The sequence below is a fragment of the Lysinibacillus sphaericus genome (assembly GCF_006864135.1).
Lineage (GTDB): Bacteria > Bacillota > Bacilli > Bacillales_A > Planococcaceae > Lysinibacillus.
Genome location: NZ_SADV01000014.1, coordinates 23,701 through 43,096, shown reverse-complemented (window position 1 = coordinate 43,096; position 19,396 = coordinate 23,701). Strand labels below are relative to the sequence as shown.

17 protein-coding genes are annotated in these 19,396 nt (G+C 36.7%); 7 read left to right on the top strand and 10 right to left on the bottom strand.

What is annotated here, in order from left to right; translation table 11 throughout:
* Positions 1 to 55: 55 nt before the first annotated feature.
* The 7 genes from C7Y47_RS16030 to C7Y47_RS16005 form a co-directional block, all read right to left on the bottom strand.
* On the bottom strand, positions 56 to 1,171 hold the full coding sequence (locus C7Y47_RS16030) for an amidohydrolase (RefSeq protein WP_142509690.1): 1,116 nt from the start codon (positions 1,169 to 1,171) through the stop codon (positions 56 to 58).
* A 368-nt stretch (positions 1,172 to 1,539) separates the two neighbouring features.
* Positions 1,540 to 1,683, bottom strand: coding sequence for a hypothetical protein (locus tag C7Y47_RS25000; RefSeq protein ID WP_185903508.1), 144 nt, complete (start codon positions 1,681 to 1,683; stop codon positions 1,540 to 1,542).
* A gap of 292 nt (positions 1,684 to 1,975) precedes the next feature.
* A complete protein-coding gene (locus C7Y47_RS16025) occupies positions 1,976 to 4,015 on the bottom strand; it encodes a TRAP transporter permease (protein WP_142509689.1) in 2,040 nt (679 codons plus the stop codon).
* On the bottom strand, positions 4,012 to 4,527 hold the full coding sequence (locus tag C7Y47_RS16020) for a DUF1850 domain-containing protein (protein WP_142509688.1): 516 nt from the start codon (positions 4,525 to 4,527) through the stop codon (positions 4,012 to 4,014). The genes C7Y47_RS16025 and C7Y47_RS16020 overlap by 4 nt, the downstream gene beginning before the upstream one ends.
* A 505-nt stretch (positions 4,528 to 5,032) precedes the next feature.
* Positions 5,033 to 6,025: a TAXI family TRAP transporter solute-binding subunit gene (locus C7Y47_RS16015; protein ID WP_142509687.1), complete on the bottom strand. Its 993-nt coding sequence runs from the start codon at positions 6,023 to 6,025 to the stop codon at positions 5,033 to 5,035.
* 424 nt (positions 6,026 to 6,449) lie between these two features.
* Positions 6,450 to 7,001, bottom strand: a complete 552-nt coding sequence (locus C7Y47_RS16010) for a superoxide dismutase family protein (RefSeq protein ID WP_142509686.1) — start codon at positions 6,999 to 7,001, stop codon at positions 6,450 to 6,452.
* A gap of 184 nt (positions 7,002 to 7,185) precedes the next feature.
* Entirely contained in the window at positions 7,186 to 7,968 is a 783-nt protein-coding gene (locus C7Y47_RS16005) for a 3D domain-containing protein (protein WP_142509685.1), read from the bottom strand.
* A 588-nt stretch (positions 7,969 to 8,556) separates the two neighbouring features.
* Between C7Y47_RS16005 and C7Y47_RS15995 the strand changes: the two genes are divergently transcribed.
* Complete coding sequence (locus C7Y47_RS15995; protein WP_255505215.1) at positions 8,557 to 9,678, top strand: response regulator; 1,122 nt, start codon at positions 8,557 to 8,559, stop codon at positions 9,676 to 9,678.
* Positions 9,679 to 10,044: 366 nt separating this feature from the next.
* Here the strand turns inward: C7Y47_RS15995 and C7Y47_RS15990 are convergent, their stop codons facing one another.
* On the bottom strand, positions 10,045 to 11,067 hold the full coding sequence (locus C7Y47_RS15990) for a GGDEF domain-containing protein (RefSeq protein ID WP_142509683.1): 1,023 nt from the start codon (positions 11,065 to 11,067) through the stop codon (positions 10,045 to 10,047).
* Between the two features lie 992 nt (positions 11,068 to 12,059).
* Between C7Y47_RS15990 and C7Y47_RS15980 the strand changes: the two genes are divergently transcribed.
* The 4 genes from C7Y47_RS15980 to C7Y47_RS15965 all read left to right on the top strand — a co-directional run bounded on the left by C7Y47_RS15980 (position 12,060) and on the right by C7Y47_RS15965 (position 16,429).
* Positions 12,060 to 12,749, top strand: coding sequence for a response regulator transcription factor (locus C7Y47_RS15980; protein WP_142509681.1), 690 nt, complete (start codon positions 12,060 to 12,062; stop codon positions 12,747 to 12,749).
* Complete coding sequence (locus tag C7Y47_RS15975) at positions 12,746 to 13,726, top strand: sensor histidine kinase (protein WP_142509680.1); 981 nt, start codon at positions 12,746 to 12,748, stop codon at positions 13,724 to 13,726. The genes C7Y47_RS15980 and C7Y47_RS15975 overlap by 4 nt, the downstream gene beginning before the upstream one ends.
* A 116-nt stretch (positions 13,727 to 13,842) precedes the next feature.
* Positions 13,843 to 14,604, top strand: a complete 762-nt coding sequence (locus tag C7Y47_RS15970) for an ABC transporter ATP-binding protein (protein ID WP_142509679.1) — start codon at positions 13,843 to 13,845, stop codon at positions 14,602 to 14,604.
* Positions 14,594 to 16,429, top strand: coding sequence for an FtsX-like permease family protein (locus tag C7Y47_RS15965; protein ID WP_142509678.1), 1,836 nt, complete (start codon positions 14,594 to 14,596; stop codon positions 16,427 to 16,429). Before C7Y47_RS15970 ends, C7Y47_RS15965 begins: the two co-directional genes overlap by 11 nt.
* Before the next feature lie 240 nt (positions 16,430 to 16,669).
* On the opposite strand, the gene C7Y47_RS15960 is transcribed toward C7Y47_RS15965, so the two are convergent.
* Positions 16,670 to 17,110 (bottom strand): hypothetical protein, encoded by a 441-nt coding sequence (locus tag C7Y47_RS15960; RefSeq protein ID WP_142509677.1) that lies wholly within the window; start codon positions 17,108 to 17,110, stop codon positions 16,670 to 16,672.
* Positions 17,111 to 17,443: 333 nt separating this feature from the next.
* Between C7Y47_RS15960 and C7Y47_RS15955 the strand changes: the two genes are divergently transcribed.
* Positions 17,444 to 18,082 carry a YfbR-like 5'-deoxynucleotidase gene (locus C7Y47_RS15955; protein ID WP_132363732.1) on the top strand — a complete coding sequence of 213 codons (639 nt, stop codon included), beginning with the start codon at positions 17,444 to 17,446 and terminating at the stop codon, positions 18,080 to 18,082.
* 102 nt (positions 18,083 to 18,184) lie between these two features.
* A complete protein-coding gene (locus tag C7Y47_RS15950; protein ID WP_142509676.1) occupies positions 18,185 to 18,697 on the top strand; it encodes a zf-HC2 domain-containing protein in 513 nt (170 codons plus the stop codon).
* 293 nt (positions 18,698 to 18,990) lie between these two features.
* On the opposite strand, the gene C7Y47_RS15945 is transcribed toward C7Y47_RS15950, so the two are convergent.
* Positions 18,991 to 19,329 (bottom strand): zinc ribbon domain-containing protein YjdM, encoded by a 339-nt coding sequence (locus C7Y47_RS15945; protein WP_142509675.1) that lies wholly within the window; start codon positions 19,327 to 19,329, stop codon positions 18,991 to 18,993.
* Between the last annotated feature and the right edge of the window lie 67 nt (positions 19,330 to 19,396).

Sequence of the window (19,396 nt, the reverse complement as noted above, 5' to 3'; positions counted from 1 at the left end):
AAGGAAATATATCAAAAAAATTTTGCACTTTTGATATAGCTCCCTCTCGCTATCGTTATTCATATTCAGGTTTTTTTTCTAGCACACAAGCAAGTACCTTTGCAGCATCAATTAGTGCATTTCGTTCAAAAGTCATTTTTGGATGATGTAATCCTGGAGTTAAGTCGGCACCAATCCCAATCATTGTTGCTTTTAATTCAGGTTTTTTAACTGTGTAAAAATGAAAATCGTCACTTCCAGGCGTTGTTATTTCCCCTGCTAGATGCGTTTCTCCAAGCGTTTCAATAATTGCGTCTTTAGCCATACTTGCGGCAACTGAAGAAACCTCTGCGCCAGGTGTGAAATCTAACCATTCCCATTCCATATCAATCTCAAACTGTTGCTTGATCGATATTAAGCCAAACTCAATACGACTACGAAGCACTTCTAGTTGGTTATTCCGTTGCGCGCGAATATCCATAGAGAAGCTCGCAGTACCTGGAATAATATTCGTACTACCACCATCTGCAACAATCTTCGTTAACTTTGCCGAATGAGGCTCGAAAGGTGATAAATGTATGCTATTGAGCATTTGTTGTACGGCCATAATAACATCGATTGCATTTTTACCTTGATGAGGTCTAGCACCATGGGCATCAGTACCTCGTATTGTTCCTTCTAAAAAATATGCCGCACCATGATGGATAGCAGGTGACACCTTGCCAAGTGGTAGCTCTTCAATTGGTCTTAAATGAACACCAAACAAATGCGATACGCCTTCAACTGCTCCGCGTTCAAAGGCTGCACAAGCTCCATTCCCAAGTTCTTCAGCAGGCTGGAAAATAAAACGAACGCGATGTTGCAATGGTCGATCTTTCAGCAGTAATAAAGCACCAAGCACCATTGTGATATTTGCATCATGCCCACACGAATGGTTCGCTTGCCATTTCCCATCCACTTCTTGCCACAAAGCATCTATATCTGCACGTACAGCAACAATTCCATCACCTGTACCAATTTCCGCAATTAGCCCTGGAACATCCCCTAACAATCGATAGGATACGTTTAACTCATCTAAAATCGACGCTATTTTTTTAGTAGTTTCATATTCCTTCCAACTCACTTCGGGGTATTTATGAAAATGATCAAACCATTGATAAATTTTCTCTTCTAACATTACAGCATTTGACATAACTACACCTCTATACGCATTGTTGTTTCCCATTATACAGCAAACTATTTCGTAAAAAAAAGAGGCTAATGACCATAACGTGTGGGTTGATTTCCGTTCCAACTGGGCGCTTTCCTGAGAGCGTTCGGTGAGCCACTTCGCTTCGCTGCGTCTCGGGCCAACACGGTGTTGGTCGAAGGCATTATCACAGGACGTGATGGTTTTAGCCTTCTTCCTCTATTGCTGATCTCCAAGAAATCGCCCAGTCGGAACGAAGGTCAACTTTTATATGGGTACAAATATCACTTTCAATTTTTCTGAAAAAAAAAAAAAACGAAGGACTGTGTTAAAAGTTATTTCTACCTTTAGCACAGTCCTTCAAATATTTATTATAAACTTGTAAAAAAACCTTCTGGATATTCATCATAATGCACCATCGATAGTTGCTCCTCATTTTTTTCCTCTTCCATATTAAGCTCCAGTTCCTGATCCATTAAATATGTTTCAAATTTTGAGTTAAACAAATTTTTCATTTAATCATCCCTCCTTTTTATTTAATTGAATTTTCTGATAAAAGAATTATACAATGACCTTTGTAAAAAAACAATAAACGATGCTCCTTATGCATAAAAAGTATAAAAACCATCTACTTTTTAGATTGAATTCGGAGTTAATCAGAAAAAGAGATGTATCATTTCGATACATCTCCCTTCTTGGTAAGACTTATAAAAAAGTGTTCTTTATACATTGCACGCTTCCATCGCCTCGTAAACATGCAAAGTACTTACTAACCTAGAACATGAGTAAGCCCTTTTTACCTATTACTTAAGCTATAGCGCTCGTTTTACTTTTTTGATCGCCATCACCGTTACCTTTATGTTGCGTTACATATTGAATAACAAACATAACAATAAAGATTGCCAAACCAGCCCAATCCGAGAATTTTTCTGGATAGATAAGTAGTAAACCAGCTGCAATGGCAATAATGCGCTCAAACCAAAGCAATTTGCGATACCAGAAACCGATTACTCCCGCACCTATCGCTACCATTCCTGTAATGGCCGTGATTACTACCCATATAATTTCAGGTATAGTTGTATCAATCATTAGTAATGCCGGTGAAAATACAATCATATACGGAATAATAAATGCTGCAATCGCAAGCTTCGCTGAGTTTACACCTGTTTTAATTGGGTCTCCACCAGAGATTCCCGAAGCCGCAAAAGCTGCAAGTGCAACAGGCGGGGTTATATCGGCAATAATACCAAAGTAGAATACAAAGAAGTGTGCCGATAATAACACAACTACTGGTACTAACTCCTGTGGTGTATTCGGTGATAATAATGCTACGATCGCAGGAGCAGCAATTGTTGATGTAATTACATAGTTCGCTGTTGTCGGAGCTCCCATCCCAAGAATTAGGGAAGCAATCATCACAAAAATTAGCGTTAAAATAATACTACCACCAGCTAATTCCACTAAACTATTAGCTAAACTTAAGCCTAGACCCGTTTTCACAACAACACCTACGATAATACCCGCACAAGCTGTTGCCGCTACAACACCAAGTGCTGTACGAGCCCCTTCAACTAATGCATCAATAATATCCATTGGTTTTAAACGTGTTTCCTTATTAAACATAGCAACGCCAATAGAAATAAGAATACCGTAAAGCGCTGCATGCATGACTGGTGTACCTGTTAACATTAAAACGATGATAGAGATTATCGGTAATAGAAGGTAAATTTTCTTAAATACCTCTCGACGATTTGGCATTTGATCATCACGTAAGCCTTTTAAACCTACACGTTTCGCTTCGAAGTGAGTCATAATCCAAATACCTGTAAAATAAAGCAATGCAGGTATCGCCGCCGCCTTCGCAATATCCCAATACGTTATTCCACGACCGATAAATTCAACCATTAAAAACGCTGCCGCACCCATAATCGGAGGCATTAACTGCCCACCCGTAGATGCCGCTGCCTCAACCGCACCTGCAAACTCTTTACGGTACCCAAGCTTTTTCATCATTGGAATCGTATATGATCCAGATGTTACAACATTCGCTACAGAGCTTCCTGAAATCGTACCTTGAAGTGCACTAGAAAAAACTGCCACTTTTGCAGGACCACCAATTAATTTACCCGCAAGAGATACCGCTAAATCATTAAAGTATTGGCCAACACCTGTTTTGACAAGGAATGCTCCAAAAAGCAAAAATACAAAAATAAATGTGGCTGAAACACTAATTGGTGTTCCAAAAATCCCATCTGTCGTAAAATACATGAGATTAACAATACTCTCAATATCTTGCCCTCTGTGCGCCATAAAATCCGGGAAATATGGTCCGAAATAGGCATATATTAAGAAACATATAGCAATGATGGTAATCGGTATACCTACTGCACGACGGGCTGCTTCAAGCACCAACACGACAGCTATAAGACCTACAATAAAATCTGTTTGCGTAATAGTACCGTTACTATTAACAAGCTCTGTATAATTCATTGTCCAATACGAACCTACAACAATGGATAATACCGCTAAAATATAATCGAACCACGCTATTTTATTCTTTGCTGCTTTTTTTCGAGCAGGGAATAGCAAGAAAATTAGGGTCAAACCAAAACCTAAATGTATCGTACGCTGAATTTGCGCTGGGAATTGGCCTTTAATTGCCGTGTAAAGCTGGAACAATGAAAACGCTAGTAATCCAAAGAAAATGACATGCTTCATAATGCCCGATACCGTTCGGACATTGGATTCAATATCATATTTCTCAAGTATCGCTTGTTGCTCTTCAGCTGATATTTGTTCGAATTCTTCTTTTTTTACTTCGTCGTTCGATGTATGCTGTGTCGTCATTTCATCCTTACTCCTTTCCATTGTTCATAAAGCGATAAACGCTTCACCTCAAATAAATAGGATTTTCCCCTTTGTAAGCCTTTTTTTAAATCGTATTCATAATTCTCGTAAGCTAATACAAGGTCTAAATCCAAATCGCCAATATAGATCGTAAAATTTTCAATGACTTCATTGTCAAACTGCAAAAAATATTTACCATTGCGTTCTGTTAATGTTTGATCTTTTTCTGCATAGCTTGGCATGCCGATTGCTAAACTTTCATACTCCATCCCTAACATTTGAATACGTGTTCCATCTATGCATTTATAATGTTCGAGTACATCCGTTTTATGGATAGAGTGAGTATATCTAATTTCAAATGTATCCTCAGTTGTCAGTGGTATATAATGCACTATCGGATCATTTATACGTGTTTCCGTAAATGCGAGTACCTTTTGAAGAGGAAGAAAAATGACTAGACTAAAGCAAATACATAAAAAAGCTAAAACAATGATTAATGTTCTCTTTCGCACTGCATCTGTTCCCCCACATCAATTATGCCCTGGCATAATTCAGTGACATCCGCCGGAGTTTAGACCAACAAATGTTTTTTGCGCGAAAGCGTAGTGCTAACGCAGCGTCAGCAGCATGATGTTGGTCACTCAGTCGTTGTTGCTGTCGCTTCGCTTTCGCACAGAAAAAAACCTTGTTGCTTGCTGTCGCTTCGCTTTCGCACAGAAAAAAACCTTGTTGCTGTCGCTTCGCTTTCGCACAGTTAAATTGCCGCAGGACGAGGCGTTCTTAGACTGAGTTCCTTTATTTCAGCGAATGTCTTTTGTACCAAAAGCGAAGCGACAGGTACAGGTGTTTGAATACCCGCTGAAAGAAGTTAAAGCTATTCGCCATTACTCACGACTTATACTTAATGGAAGAAAAGAGACTCGAATCTTTACGCAATCCGAGCCTCTTCGTATTAAGAAAATAACTTTTTACTCACTATAAGCTCTAGTTTGGTAAAATCCAAACCCAAATGTTCCGTTATTTCTTTTCATCGAAGTATTTTTGAGCACCTGGGTGAACATCAATACTAATACCCTCTAAACCTGTCTTCGCTTTGATAAACTGCCCTTTAGCATGGGAAATTTTACCCGAGTTATCATAAATAGCTTTCGTCATCGAATAAACAACATCTTCCGGAAGATCTTTTTTCACCGCTAGCATCGCCAGTACTGAAACTGTTTCAGTATCATTTGCAATACCATACGTACCTTTCGTTACTGTATCTTTTGCATAGTAAGGATATTTAGCGATTAACTCATCTGCTTTGCCAGCATCCATACCGATAATATTCACTTTAGTTGTTGCATTTAATGCCTCAACAGCACCTGTTGGCGTACCCGCAGTAATAAACGCTGCATCAATTTGGCCTGATTGAAGACCGTCAGTAGACTCACCGAAATCAAGGTTTTGCGCTTTGATATCATCCATTGTTAAACCATGAATTTCAAGTAATTGTTCAGCATTTGCGTAAGTTCCAGAACCTGGCGCACCTACAGAAACCTTTTTCCCTTTTAAATCAGCGTATGATTTAATGCCTGATGCTTCAGTCGTTACTAATTGTACTGTTTCTGGATAAAGTGCACCTAAAGCAGCAATTGAATCGATTTTTTTGCCATCAAACATAAATTTCCCTTCAGTAGCGTAGTAAGCAATATCCGATTGAACAAATGCAATTTCACCTTTACCATCTTGCAAAGCCGTCATGTTGGCAGCCGATGCTTGAGATACTTCAGCAGTTGTTTTAATGCCTGTTTCTTTAGAAATGAAATCAGCAAACGTTCCACCTAATGCATAGTAAGTACCTTGCGTTCCCCCTGTTAATAAGTTCAGAAATTTAGGCTTGTCAGATGATGCCGAATCTCCTTTATTCGAGTCCTTTGAACCTGTTCCGCTATCAGAACTACATGCAGCTAAAATCAGTAGCGCAAAAGCACTTAATAGCATTAATAACCTGAATTGTTTTTTCTTCATAGTAACCTTCCCCCTTTGGTTAAAAATAAGAATCTATTTAAAATTATCAAATTTAGTATAATAATGTCAATCTATTTATTGTAAATTCAGTCTTTTATAATTATACTATTTTTCTTAAATACCTATTATTCCCGGAGTTTATTAATAACTCACTCACACTGATTTTATCTACACTAAACTATTAAATTCTTTTTTACGAAAACTTTTTCAGTTTCCGTATGTATAAAAAATGTATGGTTTATGATCAAAATGACCGTTTAATTCTTCTTTTATAAGAGGAATACTCATCATCATCACGTGGGGTTGATTTCCGTTCCGGCTTACCATTCTTTTTTAATGAATCAAAATATTGTCGACTTTTACCCCCAAAACAAAAATACTGTATCTAAAGTGCTTTACTTCAGATACAGTCGGTTCATTTCCCTTATTGAATAATGCCACAAGCAATTCTAGCACCAGAATTACCGGAAGGATCTGTTTTATAATCATCCTCAGATTCATGAATGATTAATGTAGTACCTCCATCACGTAACAATGAATTGGCCGCATTTTTTTCTAATGTTTGCCCTTCAGCTAAGAAATTCATATCCACTTTACCATCTTCTCCAACTTCTAAATTTGGAAGATCCCCTAAATGGTATCCCTTAGGATTAAGCTTCCCATGCTCTTTATGCGTCGGATTAAAATGCGGACCTGCTGATTCAAATGTTGGTGGTTCACACTTCCCAACTGCATGGATATGAATGCCGTGAGTTCCGGGTGGCAATCCTGATAGCGCGAGTGTCACCTTAACCCCATTATCCTCTTCCTCAAAATATGCATTGCCATAGCTTTCATTATTTTTACCAATTACTTTCGCAGTTGCAGTTGGTCCTGAACTTGCGTTAACTGCCACTTTTTGCTCCTTCTTTTCAAAGAAGCTACAACCACCGACAAATACTAATAAAGAAATAATTATTAAGCTCATTCTTTTCATAAAAATACCTCCTCTATTTCAGATGGTTGCCAACATTCCTTCCACTTATGCAATTTTGCTGAGAATTTTGTGAATTATTGGTACAAAGTAAACTTGTACACTAGGCTTTTAATCCATGTTGATTCTTAAAAAAATGCAAAATAAAAGGATATCTCTAACCTACGAAGATACCCTCTAACTTACATTAATTTAAAATTTTTACAGTTACATGTTTGACGCCCCACTGACGAGCTTGTCCCTCAGTAGGAATAAATACATCAATTTTATTACCTTTTATCGCTCCGCCAGTATCTGCCGCGATTGCTTCTCCGTAACCTTCAACCCAAACTCTTGTACCAAGAGGAATTACACGCGGATCTACAGCAATTACCTTTAAGTTCGGATTCGATCTGATATCTGTTCCGTTCGCTGTCACCCCCGAACATCCTTCACAATACGCTGTATAGGCAGTTGCTCGCATTGTTAACGTTTTGCCCGTATTCGTTGGAGCACTCACTGTGTTTGTGCTTGATGTCGTTACTTTCTTTTTACTTGGTGTCGTTGCTACCTTTGTAGTTTTGCTTTCGGCAGTTTTAGGTTTTGCCGCTGATGCTTTGATAGCTAATGTTTCACCTACATAAATTAAATCAGATGAAAGGTTATTCCATTCCTTTAATTCTTGCACTGACACTCCGTTTACACGAGCAATTGAAAATAATGTATCCCCGGCCTCAACGAAATGCTGATCTTTCAACGAACTATCAATTTCCGGCTCTACTACTTTTAAATTTTGCTCTGGATAAAACCATGTCGAGTCTGTCTCATCCAGTGGCTCAAAATCTCCTAAAGATAAATTGTAAATTTTCGAGATTCCCCATAACATATCGAATGGCCTAAAAGAAATTGTGTCCTTAGCAAATGATGGACTAGCACATACACCTAATCCCAAGATCAATGTTACAGCTAAAGCTAAAGCTTGTTTTTTCATATTTTAAAACCTCCATATTTTAATATTTTGCAATCTGCTGCTAGCACACTAGAGTTAGGCTTTTTTATGCAAACAATGCTAGAGAATGCAATTAATAACTCAGGACTAATGAACCTGATATTACGAATTATTACTATAAAGGAGGAAAAATATACAATATCGATTATATTTTTGGTAAATTGAACAATTTTACGAAGAAAATCGCAACACTATTTGCAATTTTTATATATTGGAAAATTAGTGTTTTTAACCGATAATATGGTAAAGGGAGGTTAGGATGGAAGTTAATACAATAATGTCTTCTCAGATTATGGAGCTACAAAAAAAACTGTACAAATGAGTGTTATGCAATATGCACTCAATCTAAATACTGCAGCTGCTACCGAATTATTAAAAGATCTACCACAGCAGCAAGTAGCTTATACATCCACATAAGGGGTCAGTCATTGATATTTCAATTTAATCTACTTCACTACTTATCAATTATGCCTTGTCATAATTGTAGCTTTCGCTGCAGAAAACATTTGCTGAAAGAAGTTAAAATTAATATTCGAAAGTTGGTGCCCTTTTTTGATTAGAGTGATAGTAATGGATGATGAGCCATTAGCTCTTATAAACTTGGAGAAAAAGTTAAAGGAATTTAATTCAATAGAGGTCATTAAATCTTTTACAACTACAAAAGATTTGCTGGCAGAGGGACCGAGCTTGGATTTTCAAGTAGCATTTTTAGATGTTGAAATGCCTGACATGAACGGTTTAGAGATTGCACGTCTATTAAAAGAATGGAATAAGAATATTTTTATTGTATTTGTCACTGCATATCGGGACTATGCTGTCCAAGCATTTGAAATTCACTCCATTGACTATTTACTAAAACCTATTTCAAAGGCTCGTCTAGAAACAACTATTAACAGAATCCAAGAGCTCCTTCACCTAGAAAATAAATCAACTCCTATTCAAATACGAAATAAACCCGCGCTTACAATACAATGCTTTGGAGGGTTCGTTGTTTTACACAATAACAAAGTCGTCCATTGGAGAACGCTTAAAACAAAAGAATTATTTGCCTTTCTTTTTTCTAACCTAAATAGCCAAGTACCTCGCGATTCAATCATCGATGCTTTATGGGCAAATACAGAATTTAAAAAGGCAAGGGTACAGTTACATACAACTGTTTCCTATCTACGCACTACTCTTTCAGCATTGGGCTATTCAGAAGTTATACAGTATACAAATGGCTGCTATATTTTGCAACTAGAGGCGTTTCAATGTGATGTCCATGACTTAGAGCATATTTTAAATGCTAAAGCAGAGACTGGAAAGCTTGATGTAGAGATGGCTGAGTCACTAATACAAAACTACCAAGGTGAATATATGGCCTCATTAGATTATCCCTGGATTACTAGTAAAGCAAATTTTATGAACAACAAATTTACTCTTTTACTGCATGATTTAGTAGAGCATTATACAGCAATACATGATGTTAAAAAACGAGAGCAAATTTTACTTTTAACGATAGAACATAATCCATATTCCGATAAAACCATACAACAGCTAATAAAGCACTATTTGGAAGTGGATAATCGAGCAAGTGCAGTAAAGGTTTACAATACTTTTAAGAGTACCTTGTTAGCGGATCTCAATATTTTACCAAAGCAAGAAACAACTGAGCTATTTAACACTATATCTGTCGAAAATTTTAAACTATAAAAGGCATCGAGAAGATTACTCTCGATGCCTCTTATCTATGTATTCATTTCACCAAGATCGACCGTCTTACTACCATAGCATGGGGTTGATTCCCTTTCCGGCTAGGCGCTTTGTTGCTGCCGCTTCGCTTTCGCACAGAAAAAACATTTGTTGCTTTCGCTACAGAAAACATTTGTTGCTGTCGCTTCGCTTTCGCTACAGAAAACATTTGTGCTGTCGTTTCGCTTGCACAGAGCAAAGTTCCTGGGGGCGTCCGATGAGCCGCTTCACTCGCGTTGCTCGCTCTAGGGTCTCAGACCAACACGAAGTTGGTCACAGGACTTGATGGTTTTAGCCTTCGTTCCTCTATTGCTAATTGTGAAAGATTTATTTGATAATTTTTTCAGATAATTCTTCAACGACACAGATACAGTTCCTCCCTGACTGCTTCGCCTTATATAGTGCCTGATCAGCTATTGTAATGATCTGATTAGCCGTTTTAATATTAGCTGTAAATGAAGTAATGCCGGCAGACATTGTAACAGGTCTTCCACATGCAGTATCTAACACGGCCTGCTTAATGCGTAAATTCTCCGCTACTTCTAAAGCTACGTCTATTGTCGTGGATGGCAATATCACCAAAAACTCTTCCCCACCATATCGAAAGCACATCCCTTGTCTCTCTATGTTTTCCTGCATATGACCTGCGAAAGCTTTTAAAACTTCATCCCCTACAGTATGACCATAAGTATCATTTATACTTTTAAAGTCATCTAAATCTATTAAAACTATTGAGTGTGGCACTTTATTGATAATTAACTCATTTAAAATTTGATCCATTCTTCTACGGTTGGGAATTCCTGTTAATGCGTCTATGTTCAGTTGGTTAGTTAAATCAAATATTCTGTTTCCCGAACTAATAACCATGTTTTGCACTACTTTTTTTAATGAATGTGCTTCGTAATACCAGCCATTAATTTCTTCAAGTTTCTGTACTTCTTCTCTCTCTACACTAATAAAAAGCTGTTTTAAAGGTCGTGCAATTTTGAAAGCAAGCCATACAACTAATACAAGTACTGCGACTAACCATAATAGTAAAGGCATGAGTATACTTTTTATGAATGCGCTAAAAGAAACTACTCTTTCATCAAGTAACTTGTCAACCACTTGCACCATATAAGGTTCGATTGATTGATCTCGATTTGGTTCCCTCAGTTTCTCTTGTACGTAGCTCTCCGTGATTATTGAAACTTCCTTCACGTAATTTTCCTGCATGACAATTTTATTTTGCATAAGGATGTCGTTAAAATTTTGATAACCACTCCAAATACTAACACTAGAAGTCGCCAGTACTATCATTACCGTCATACTAACAATAACAAACGATAACTTTAACTTGAATTTACCCACAATAGATCATTTCTCCCATTGAGATTTTATTCCTTCATCATACGTCACGCCTCTTAAAAAAAACTTAAAAACGAATTACTATTTGCAAAAATATGTATTAAAATGTGCATCCCACTCTAGAAAGGAGATAGGACACTCGCCTCCCCCCTTTCAAAATCCCGCCATACCAACACCCCCTTTTCACTCGGTCATATTTTTATGAAAATATTGCTTTATAATTAATCGATAAAAAGATTTTTTGTTGATATGATGTGACACTCATTTTAGTTGGGTGTAGCGGAGAAAACGGCTCTCGCTTGCCCACAAGTAGCCTGCAGCGGAAATCAGCTTCCCCAATACTTTCTGATTGGTCTAAAAGTATCACTTATCGATTATGCCTCGGCACGAAGTTATGGCGTTGGGATTGATCTAGGTCTACGTAATACAAGTTTACGTCTAAAAGGATTGACGGACAGAGATGACAAATTAAAAGCATATTAAACGAAGGAACAACTGTCACCTTCCATATTCAAAAAAATAGTTGCTTACTATTAACAGAGCCATCACCTTCTCAATTGAGTTTTTGGTGGCTCTTCTCTATAATTTCAAGTTACAATTATTATATTGATGTAGATATTTTAAGACGTTTCCAAAAATAGGGGCAATATTTTTAAAGGTACACTATGTAGATAAGTGGATTGGAGTGGAGACTGGGCGACTCCTCGGGGATTAGCGTCACAGATGAGACCCTGGAGCGAGCGCAGTGAGTGAAGCGGCTCATCGGACGCCCCCAGGAAGCTCTGCGCGAAAGCGAAGCGGCAGCAACAAATGTTTTTTCTGTGCGAAAGCGAAGCGGCAGCAACAAATGTTTTTTCTGTGCGAAAGCGAAGCGGCAGCAACAAAGCGCCCAGTCGGAACGGGAATCATCCCTACGTTATGGTGATGAGCTATATTTATGGATTTTTAAAAATTAGGGTACATTAATAGTATGTTATTAAAGAAAGGTCGATACTATGTACAAAATATACATAATAGAAGATGATCCCAATATTTTAAAGATTATTGTGGAGCATTTATCAAAATATCAATTTGAATGTTATACCGTTCAACAATTTAATCATATAGTAGAGGAATTTCAAGCTATTCAACCTCATCTCGTTGTAATGGACATTAACCTCCCAACCTATGATGGGTACTTTTGGTCGCGCAAAATCCGTCAGCTATCCAAATGCCCGATTATCATTGTATCTGCTCGCGTGAATGATATCGATCAAGTGCATGGGATTGAAAATGGTGCGGATGATTTTATCACTAAGCCCTTTTCACTAGATGTGCTTATGGCAAAAGTGAATGGGCTTATTCGTCGTACATACGGAGAATATGCTTCCTCCGAAACTAATTCAATATCCATTACTAATACAACGTTAAATTCAAATACCGTTCGACTTTACACTGAGAAACACGAGAGCTTGTTAACGTTAAAAGAGATGCAGCTTAGCAAATTATTATTTGAAGCTTATCCTAATGTTGTTCCTCGTCAAAAATTGTTAAGTGCCATTTGGGATGATGAATCCTTCGTTGAAGAAAACACTTTATCTGTTAATATTGGCCGATTACGCAAAAAATTCGAGGCTATCCAATCTAGACTAGAAATTAAAACAATTCGTGGACTTGGTTATCAATTAGTGGAGGCAGAAGAATGAAGCTGTTCTTTCGAGATCATGTAAGTGTCATCATTCTTTATTGTGTAAGTTTTCTATTATTACCTTGGATCATTCATTCATTAGATGATTTATCTTCACACTATTTTTATTTTATCTTTCTCGTTAGCTTCCTATTTACCATTTGGCTGATTGGCCGTTATTATCGCAGAAAAAAACTTTATGCTCATTTACAGAACAACACATTCACAAGCGATGACCTCCATCTGTATGAACCACAGGCTATGATTGAGCAAGCCTACAGTGAAAAACTACGACAAATGCAATATTTATACTTAACACAGCAGCAACATTTAGAGAGGCAAGAAAAAGAAAAACAGCTTGTTCTTTCACATTTTGTCCATCAAATGAAAACGCCATTGTCGGTTATTCAACTGATTATCCAATCTAACGCAAATAGCCCTTCCGAGCATTTGCAAACAATTAATCTAGAATGCGATAAGCTGACGTTTACTCTTAATCAGCTACTAACTTATGAACGTACGTCCAATCTTGTGGCTGATTTAAAAATAGAAGCACTCTCATTAAAAGAACTTATTAAGGAAGTTGTGAACGATTTAAAGGATTATTTCATTGCCAAAGAAGTTTTTCCAAAAGTGACGCTTGTTGAAAACACTATTATTTATTCAGATCGAAAATGGTTAAAAATTGTGCTTTATCAAATCATCAATAACGCCATTAAGTACGGCGAGACGGAAAGCTCTATTCAAATTATTTATGACGAAGCTACTTTACGAATTCAAAACTATGGAGATTCAATTCCGGAGAGTGAAATTTCACGTGTCTTTGATTTATTTTATACAGGTGTGAAAGGAAGAACGAGCGGTGAGGCAACAGGTATAGGCTTGTATTTAGTAAAAAAGATTTTAACCGAATTAGAACACCCTTTTACTTTACAGTCCCATGAGTGCGTCACTACCTTCTCCATAAATTTTTCAAATAGCGTAAAAAAATCATGATTGTAAGTTCGTAATATGACAACTTTGTCATATTGACGTCATTTATCCGAATAGGTAAAATGCTGCTCCTTCTTTATACTTAAGCTATTCAATCGAAGTAAGGGAGTTGTTCAAAGATGGGAAAATCAATCCTACAAGTGACCAATCTGCAAAAAGAATATATCGGAGAAATCACATATAAGGCATTGAATGGCATAGATTTCCAACTCAGTGAGAACGAATTCGTAGCCGTCATGGGGCCATCAGGAAGTGGGAAAACTACATTTTTAAATAGCATATCAACAATCGATCGCCCTACTGTTGGTGAAATTCTTATAAATGGTAGAAACCCATATTCATTAGATGATGAAGAGCTTGCAAAGTTCCGTCGTTCAGAATTAGGCTTTGTATTTCAAGATTTTAATCTTGTACACACATTAACGGTGAAAGAAAATATTTTATTACCGTTAACTTTAGATAGTTTACCAGCCGATAAAATGCAGCACCAACTTAAACATGTATCTCAATTTCTCGGAATTGAAGAGCTTCTGTCAAAACGAATTTACGAAATTTCTGGTGGGCAAAAACAACGTGTAGCTATTGCTCGTGCGGTTATTCACGAACCGAGTTTATTGTTGGCGGATGAGCCTACAGGAAATCTCGATTCAAAAGCAGTAAATGATGTTATGACCTTATTTAGTTCTATTCATACAGAACTGAAAACTTCCATTTTAATGGTGACACATGATCCTTATGTAGCAAGTTTCGCAAATCGTATTATATTCATTAAGGATGGTAAATTATATAACGAAATTCATCTTGGTCATAATCGCAAACAATTTTACCAGGAAATCATGGACACACTTGCTTTTTTAGGTGGTGGACAGCATGAGCTTTAATCATATCGTTATTCAAAATATTTTACGTGATAAATGGACTTACGTTTCGTATTTCCTTAGCAGTATGTTCTCTATCATTATTTTCTTTCTATTTTCAGTCATAGTATTTCATCCAAGTCTTACAAATTTAGATCCCGACTCAACACTCGGCCTTGCATTAATGTTAGCAAGTTTGGTCGTCTATTTGTTTTCGTTTATTTATATTGCCTATTCCATCATGGCCTTTTTAAAGAAGAAAACAAAAACACTAGGTATTTTTATGATTACTGGTGCATCCATGAAACAAATTCGTACGCTCGTTTTTCGTGAAAATATTCTTATCGGTGTATTGGCGATTATTACAGCAGTCATTCTTGGGCTTGTCATTTCGCCTCTCTTCTTAATGGGTGCCAAAGTTGTTTTAAATGCAGAAACTTTCGGTATGTATGTCCCTATTAAAGCAATCATGTTAACTTTTGGTTTATTCCTTGTATTATTCATTGTTATTTCAAAAGTAATGACAAGATTTATTAATAAAGAAGCTTCCATTCAACTATTAAAAAGTGATGTTGTCATCGAGAAGTCGATAACACCACATTATCTTTTATTATTCATAAGTATTATGATTTCCATTGGTTTAGGTTATTTTTTAAATACAGATTATGATATTGGCGGTAGTCTTTTCTATGTAGCTTTTTTCGTGAGTGTTCTTTGTACAATATATTTAATCATCTCACAAGGAATGCGCTTCCTGCTAAAGGCTTTTGAGAGATCGTCAGCTTATATGAAACAAACAAATATGCTACTTGCTTCTAATCTGAATGCAAAAATGAAATCACATGCAAATATGCTATTTTTAATCACTATTTTATTAAGCGGTGTATTTTTATGTACAAGCATTTTATTTAGTTCTTACTACAATGTTGAAAAGGATAGCGAGGCAAATTATCCATACAGTTTTCAGTATATTGCCGCTCCTAAGGCTAGTCCAAGTAAAGTAGAAGCTGATATTGAAAATATTGAAAAACAATTATCCACAGTGGATTCACAAAATTATTTTATTGAATTTAAATCGAATGAAGAACGTAGTATTGGCTATATGTCAATTTCCGATTATAACTTGTTACACAATGAAAAGGTTAGCTTACGTGCAAATGAATTTATAGCAGTTGCCGGCAATCGTAAAACATTTCCAATTACTAATGTAAGTGATGACAACTATCTAAAGCAATTTAAGCTTGTATCTGTAAATGAAAAAAATCTATTAACAACAGGTTTCCAACAAACGTATTTTATTGTGCCTGATGAAGTTTATAACAACATCAAATACCCTGTCTATAAAACCTATTTATTTGAGTTAGACAATTGGACGGCACATACAGCGTTAGCAAAAAAAATTATAGAGGATTTCCCACATATATATGATGAACGTTATGTAACTTCAAAAATCGAATTGTATGTCGCAGAGATGTTCACAAAAAGTGTTGTGTTCTTTATCGGCTCTATGTTGAGCTTGATTTTCTTAAGTGCAGCTATGAGCATACTCTACTTCTATTTACAAACGACACTTCTTCAGGAAAAAGAAAAGTATGCAGGTATACGAAAACTTGGGCTATCTAAAAAAGAGTTATTCACTGTTGTTTCTAAAGAGTTGGCAATCCTTATATTTGTACCATTCGCGATAGCTATTACGATGTTATGCGCTACATTATTTGCCATGCGAACAATGGTTTCAGCAGCATTTTTACAAGTTTCAATGATGAGCTCTTTATGCTTCTTTGCCCTGTTCTTCGTTAGTTTTATATTTATTCGCAAAAGCTATTTCAAACGTTTGCTTAGCAATTGATGAAAAAAATCCGCACTCCTCTCAGGGTGCGGATTTTCATAGTGTTGAAAAACAAAATTAAAGATGATCTTTGAGAATGTTGTGGCGCATTGAATGAGGGTGAGTTCCGTTCCAGGTTACTCCTTTGGGATAAGCATCACAGATGAGACCCTGCAGCAACAATGTTTTATCTGTGCGAAAGCGAGGCGACAGCTCAAAGGCCCAGTCGGAACGGACACGTTATGGTGATGAGCCAGCTTCTTACCAAAGTACAGGCTTTGCTACCATTAGCCATAACATAATTAGCAATAATAAAATGTACATCCATGCTTTGCGATGTAACAATGAAGCAAATTTTTGCTGGTCATAGGCAGGTGTATTAAATGTCTGTAAAGTCGGTTTGAACGCTCTTGCTAAAAAAACAATAGAGGCCAACATCACAAGAAATGTAAGAACAATCCACGAGGTACTCCAATGATAACCCGCATGCCACATTAATAAAATACCAGATGCAACAAGAACATGCCCCGAATGCTTGACGATCGTAATTGCTCCTTTAAAAGCCTCAATATATGGTGACATTTCAATATGAGATGCTGTACGCATTTTCTTAACAATTGTTAAAACAACGAACAAAGGCCCAATCGAAAGCATGGCACTTAAAATATGTATGTAAAGAAGAAGTGTATAAATCGAAATCATGGTGCAAACTCCTTTTTATCTTTTTTCAGCAAATGTTTTATGTAGCGAAAGTAAAGCGACAGCTACAATTATTTTATGTAGCGAAAGCGAAGCGGCAGCTACAAATGTTTTATGTAACGTAAGTGAAACGGCAAATGTCTCCCACCTATATAAGTGGTGAGATAAATGCGGGTATAATTTATTCAGTTCCCCTCATTATAGCACCAACAAAAGCGTGCTTTATCGTCAATTGTGAATCCTTTGTAAACGTAAAATGAATCATTGTTAAGTTGTTTGAAATTTGCACAAAGAGGGTATGGATTATAGTAACATGCACATATAGACCAAAAAGGAGTGATTTTTATAGGAATTCATCAATTTTTTACAAGCCTTAACGATCTAGAGCGTATTATTCGTTGCCCTGGTCGCTTCAAATTTGAAGAGCACAATGTGGCTGCCCACTCTTGGAAGGTATCGCAGTATGCGATGTTCTTCGCCACACTTGAAGAAATGAACGGAGCTACAATTAATTGGAAATCATTATATGAAAAAACCATTAACCACGACTTTGCTGAAGTATTTATCGGCGATATTAAAACACCGGTAAAGCATGCTAGCCCAGAGCTTAAACAAATGCTTGCACATGTGGAAGAAAAAATGATGGAGAAATTTATTATTGATGAAATTCCACAAGAGTTTCAGGCTGTCTTCTTTGAGCGTATGAAAGAAGGTAAGGATAAAACTATAGAGGGTCGCCTACTTGAATTTGCTGATAAGCTTGACCAATTCTACGAGGCCTTTGCTGAGTTAAAACGTGGAAACACAGATAAAGAATTTGTGCATATGTATCAATCAGCCCTTTCCAAGATTTTAACTATTCCCCTTGAAGCGTCAGTTCACTATTTCCGTACTGAGATTCTAAAGGATGCTGTGAAGGAAAAAACACATATTGATATTCAAGCTTTGACCAATGAAGTATTAACATCAAATTAATAGGGTGCATGTAAGTTTTCCGAACGAATTAACTCACGGAAGGCTTTTTTTATTTTCTCAAAAAAGTCGTATAATGGAAGGAGATCGATTGGAGGGAAGCTTTTGTCACAGAATTGTTCAATTGTAGAGGATTTATTACCTTTGTATAAAAAACAAGTGCTCCAAGCAACTACTGTAGAATTCGTCGAACAACATTTAACTACTTGTGAGCATTGTCAGCAGCTCGCTACTTCAAAGCAATCACTGGGCTATCATTTATTAATGAAAAGAACGATAACGCTTTTCCATCTTGTTTTTATCGTACTATCCTTTATGTTTGCTATTAACTCTTCCTTACTTGGCAATCAAACAAGCTTTGCTATATCTTACGCCATTTTCGGCTGTCTTACTTATTTCTTTTACAAAAATATTTGGATTGTTTTTGCCATTAGCTCGGTACCTGTTTTCGTATGGGCTATTATTAACAATATCAATAATTCACTCTATGCCACCCACTACTCCTTAATGGAAATTGGTACGCTGTTAATTGGAGCTAGCTTCATAGCCATTTTACATACTATTTTTGCACTATTCGGTGCTGCTTTTGCAATTCTATTTCGTAGATTTACAAAATAACACCAGTAGAAAGAAGTTGTCTCAATGCAACTGAGACAACTTCTTTTATCACCAATTATACCCATTCATAAGTTCAACATCCCCTAGCATTTCATTAGATATACCTTCTAGATCTTGAAGCATCCCTAGTTGCTTTGTCGGCCCTATTACAACAGCGCCATACATCCACCGGAGACTTTATTTTTATTCGGTCGGTGTTTAGACACATACTGAATAAAAATAAAAAAGAGTCGATTTTGAATAGCTTCCAAACCTAGTTGGAATGCCTCATTTCACGACTCTTTTTTCAGTAATTATGCCTTTTTTACAAACTCTGACTTTAATTTCATTGCACCAAAGCTATCGATTTTACAATCAATATTGTGATCGCCTTCAACGAGACGAATGCTTTTCACCTTTGTCCCAATTTTTAGCGTCGAAGAACTACCTTTAACCTTTAAATCCTTAATAATTGTAACAGAATCGCCGTCTGCAAGTAGATTGCCATGAGCATCCTTTACGATTAACGTATCTGTATCCTGTTCCGTGACATCAGTGCTCCACTCATGCGCACATTCTGGACATACAAAGTTTATTCCGTCCTCATATGTGTATTCAGAATTACATTTTGGACAATTTGGATAAGCTGCCATTTCTGCTTCCTCCTCTGACTTTATTGCTAGGTAAACCCTATATATTCTCCTATCTTTACATACTTAG